Annotated in this window: 3 protein-coding genes; all 3 read left to right on the forward strand. The window is 44.0% G+C overall.

From position 1 onward, the window contains the following. On the forward strand, positions 1-275 hold a 275-nt coding region (locus CAG68_RS06815), incomplete at its 5' end, for a CreA family protein (protein ID WP_161440953.1). A 233-nt stretch (positions 276-508) separates the two neighbouring features. Further along, positions 509-1,813, forward strand: a complete 1,305-nt coding sequence (locus CAG68_RS06820; RefSeq protein ID WP_005376376.1) for an inosine/guanosine kinase — start codon at positions 509-511, stop codon at positions 1,811-1,813. Positions 1,814-2,049: 236 nt separating this feature from the next. After that, on the forward strand, positions 2,050-3,798 hold the full coding sequence (locus CAG68_RS06825) for a formate--tetrahydrofolate ligase (protein WP_104976103.1): 1,749 nt from the start codon (positions 2,050-2,052) through the stop codon (positions 3,796-3,798). The last annotated feature ends 443 nt before the right edge of the window (positions 3,799-4,241 follow it).

The following is a 4,241-nucleotide window of genomic DNA, read 5'->3' on the forward strand; positions in this document are numbered from 1 at the left end:
ATAGCTCAATATCATGTCGTCAGACTGGCGAAATCACACCGGAAATGATTGCAAAAATAGATAAGAGTAAGTCCGGTGAAATTGTATTTAAGAAGTCAAAAAGCATTTTCTTCAAAACAATGAAGGTTCGCCGTATTTATGATGCCGATAACCAAACCTTACTCTACTTGTCTTATACAACAAAAGAGACCGATGGTAGTTTTAAGCATAGCCTTTCGACAGTCCCACTTTGGGGTACCAAGGCTTACGTTGAGCCAACTGAAGTGAAAAAGTAACGCGGGTAAATTTAGTTAGCGCGGAGCAGGCTCTTTCCGGGCGCTGCTGAGCAACAAGTTTAAAAAACAACCCATTGCAATACGACAAGCCTCATAAATTGCAGCTGCTTTGGTTGCTATTTACTCAGCTCGCTGATTTTTTCAGCGAGCAGACTTCTTTGTAATAAATCGCCACGATTTTCATTTTTTTGTGATACAATCCCGCCTCTTTTTTTTCTCACTCAAGAACAAGCATGAAGTTTCCTGGTCAGCGTAAATCTAAACACTACTTCCCAACTCACGCTCGAGATCCATTAGTAAACCAAATCCGACAGGCACCTAAGCTATATCGCCCAACTATTGTTGGTGTCGGTCAAACCATTGTAGATATCGAAGCACGTGTAGATGACGCGTTTTTAGAGAAATACAACCTGAGTAAAGGACATTCGCTCGTTCTTGAAGAAAGCAAAGCAGATGCACTTTACGAAGAACTGGTTGAGCAAGGCCTGATCACACACCAATACCCAGGTGACACGATTGGCAATACTCTTCACAACTACTCAGTTTTAGCCGATAGCAAATCCGTTTTGCTCGGTGTGATGTCTAAGAACATTCAAGTCGGTTCTTTTGCTTATCGCTACCTTTGCCGTACGTCTTCACGCATGAACCTTAACCATTTACAAACGGTAGATGGCCCTATTGGTCGCTGCTACACCCTAATTTCTCAAGACGGTGAGCGTACATTTGCTATCAACGAAGGTCATATGAATCAACTACTTCCGGAAAGCATTCCTGAAGAGATCTTTGAGAAAGCATCAGCCCTGGTTGTTTCTTCTTACCTAATGCGTGGTAAAGAAGAAGATCCAATGCCTAAAGCGGTACAAAGAGCGATCGACTTTGCTAAGAAGCACGATGTCCCTGTTGTACTTACGTTAGGGACAAAGTACGTTATCGAAGGTAACGCACAGTGGTGGCAAGAATACATTCGCGAAAACATTTCTGTTGTCGCTATGAATGAAGAAGAAGGTGCGGCGTTAACAGGTGAAACAGAGCCGCTAGCTGCTGCTGATAAAGCACTTGAGTGGGTTGATCTCGTACTTTGTACAGCAGGACCAAATGGTCTGTACATGGCTGGTTACACCGACGAGAAAGTAAAACGAGAAACCACACACGACATCCTTGAAAGCTCCCTCGAAGCCTTTAACCAGTACGAGTTTAGTCGTGCGATGCGTAAAGAAGACTGTCAAAACCCAATGAAGGTCTACTCTCACATCGGCCCTTACCTTGGTGGACCATTAGAGATTAAGAACACTAACGGTGCAGGTGATGCAGCCCTTTCAGCCTTACTGCATGACATGGCAGCAAACTCTTTTCACCAAAAAGAAGTGCCTAACTCAGAAAAGCACGAAGTACGATGCTTAACCTACTCCTCACTTTCTCAGATTTGTAAATACGCAAACCGAGTAAGCTATGAAGTGTTGACGCAGCACTCTCCTCGCCTATCGCGAGCGCTTCCTGAACGAGAAGATAGCTTAGAAGAGACTTATTGGGATCGTTAAAACGACAGCTTTAAAGCTAAAAATATATCAAGGTCACCATTTGGTGGCCTTTTTGTTTTTATCTAGCACTATAACGAGTAGATTTCGTTAGTATGTCGCACAATACGAAGCAGTAAACTCTTTACAAGCCTAACCGAAACAGTACCATCACCAAGCAGACCTTTGCCTCACAATAATACTCGTTATAACTCAGGTAGTTTTTCAACGCTACCTGTGTGCCACTTTGGGGATTCTCCATGCAGTCAGATATCGAAATTTGCCGAAACACACCACTTTCTTCTATTGATGTTATCGCGGAAAAAGTAGGACTATTGCCCGAAGAGTATGACACTCACGGGAAGCACAAAGCCAAAGTCCACCCAAAATGTTTGGAACGACTCAAAGCAAATGATGACGGTAAACTTGTACTCGTCACTGCGATCACGCCGACTCCTCTTGGCGAAGGAAAAACCGTTACGACGATAGGACTGGCGCAAGGTTTAGCAAAGCTTAATCAATCTGTTATTGCATGTATAAGGCAACCTTCGATGGGACCCGTCTTCGGTATTAAAGGTGGCGCAGCGGGCGGCGGTTATTCTCAAGTAGCTCCAATGGAAGAGTTAAACTTACACCTTACTGGTGACATTCACGCAGTGACAGCGGCGCACAACCTTGCTTCAGCCGCTCTTGACGCTCGCTTGTTCCATGAGCAACGCGAGGGTTATGATGCCTTTGAATCACGCACCGGGTTAAGAGCACTTAAAATCGACACGGCAAGTATTACTTGGAAACGAGTGATGGACCATAATGATCGTGCACTACGTAAAGTCAAAATTGGCCTCAATGATGCAGGAAAAACCATCAATGGTTTCGAGCGTGACGAAGGGTTCGATATTTCAGCCGCTTCTGAGTTAATGGCTATCATTGCACTAGCCAAAGATTTAAAAGATTTACGTCAACGTATTGGGAAAATTGTCGTAGCGTACGATTTGAACGGAAACCCCGTCACTACGGAAGATCTACAAGTTGCAGGAGCAATGGCAGTAACACTAAAAGAGGCGATTGCACCAACACTGATGCAAACTCTAGAAGGTGTTCCTACGTTGATCCATGCAGGTCCATTTGCAAACATCGCCCATGGAAATTCATCCATTATCGCGGACGATATTGCGCTAAAACTGTCAGGTTACACGGTAACTGAAGCCGGTTTTGGTTCGGATATGGGATTTGAGAAAGCGTGTAACATTAAAGCTGCTGCCGCCAACAAAGCCCCGGACTGTGTAGTGATCGTAGCAACATTACGCGGCCTCAAAGCGAATTCCGGACACTACGATTTACGACCAGGTATGGCTATTCCAGATTCCATTTTTAATCCGGACCAAGCAGCATTGGAGGCTGGGTTTGAAAATTTAAAATGGCACATAAATAACGTTCATAAATACGGTTTACCTGCTGTCGTTGCCATTAACCAGTTTCCACAAGATTGTGTGAAAGAGCTTAAAGCTCTTGAAGATCTGATTCACCAATTTAATCCCGAAGTTAAAGTAGCCATCAGCACCGCTTTTTCGCAAGGCGGACAAGGCGCAACGGAACTAGCTCAACATGTTATTGATGCGTGTACCACGCCTGTAGAGTTTTGTCCGTTATACAACAAAGAGCAATCATTACTCGAAAAGCTCATGGCAGTATGTGAAGCGGGCTATGGAGCAACCAATATAGAAATGACTCCTATCGCGACTGAACAGCTCAAACATTTTGAGCAATTAGGCTTTAACAACTTAGCGGTTTGCATCGCGAAGACACCACTATCTATAACCACGGACTCCGCAGTCAAAGGGGCACCAACTGGTTTTACCGTCCCAATCCGCGAGCTGCGCTTGTGTGCGGGTGCAGGATTCGTTTATGCATTATCTGGTACCGTGATGACGATGCCAGGCTTACCTGATAAACCCGCATTTATGAACTTAGATCTTGATGATGAAGGAAATATCGTCGGTCTCTCTTAGTGCAGTGATAACGTATCGCTATCAGTGAAGTGAGCATATTCATTGAGTGAGTGGTCTACTTACCTATCCACTCACTCTCAACAACTGTGAAAAGAGTTGTCTCAGGCCTTCTACTCTTGAATCGTTGATACAAAGCTCTCCTGCCTTACATCAACGCGCCTGTTTTAGGCCTTTAGAGTTAAGACGCTAACCCTAAGCCTTGTTTGGCGATAGTTATTAAGCTAGAAAACCCTATTTATCTTCTTGTTTTGTCGCCACTTTACATTGTAAATCCATACTTGTTGACTTCTCCTTTCTACAATTTTGCGCCAATTTGATGCACGGGCTATTTAGCGCTTCACTAATATGGTGCAGTTGTCTTACAGTGAAATTTTAACCTCCTTGATTTTTAAGGAGATATTCTATGGCTCGATTCTTGTAGTAGACTTTTCACTAATAAGCAC

The sequence above is a fragment of the Vibrio sp. V42_P2S4T144 genome (genome assembly GCF_009904715.1).
Lineage (GTDB): Bacteria > Pseudomonadota > Gammaproteobacteria > Enterobacterales > Vibrionaceae > Vibrio > Vibrio alginolyticus.

What these genes read in the sequence shown, in the direction of transcription:
- CAG68_RS06820 (WP_005376376.1), top strand. Translation starts at nt 509, where the DNA reads ATGAAGTTTCCTGGTCAGCGTAAATCTAAACACTACTTCCCAACTCAC.
- CAG68_RS06825 (WP_104976103.1), top strand. Translation starts at nt 2,050, where the DNA reads ATGCAGTCAGATATCGAAATTTGCCGAAACACACCACTTTCTTCTATT.